General features: G+C 51.1%; 1 rRNA gene. It reads left to right on the forward strand.

The annotated features are described in order from the left end of the window. Positions 1 to 470 (forward strand): 23S ribosomal RNA (locus ACTHTU_RS11260); the annotation flags it as partial.

Consider the following 470-nt stretch of genomic DNA (forward strand, 5'->3'; position numbering starts at 1 on the left):
GTGGGAAACGATGTGGGAAGGCATAGACAGCTAGGAGGTTGGCTTAGAAGCAGCCACCCTTTAAAGAAAGCGTAATAGCTCACTAGTCGAGTCGGCCTGCGCGGAAGATGTAACGGGGCTAAAACTATATGCCGAAGCTGCGGATGTATACATTGTATACGTGGTAGGGGAGCGTTCTGTAAGCCGATGAAGGTGTGTTGAGAAGCATGCTGGAGGTATCAGAAGTGCGAATGCTGACGTGAGTAACGACAAAACGGGTGAAAAACCCGTTCGCTGAAAGACCAAGGGTTCCAGTCCAACGTTAATCGGGGCTGGGTGAGTCGACCCCTAAGGCGAGGCCGAGAGGCGTAGTCGATGGGAAGTTGGTTAATATTCCAATACTTCTGTGTAATGCGATGAGAGGACGGAGAAAGTTAAGTCAGCCTGGCGTTGGTTGTCCAGGTGGAAGGTTGTAGGCATGCATCTTAGGC

The sequence above is a fragment of the Neisseria sp. P0020.S005 genome (assembly GCF_051957055.1).
GTDB classification, from domain to species: Bacteria; Pseudomonadota; Gammaproteobacteria; order Burkholderiales; family Neisseriaceae; genus Neisseria; species Neisseria subflava_A.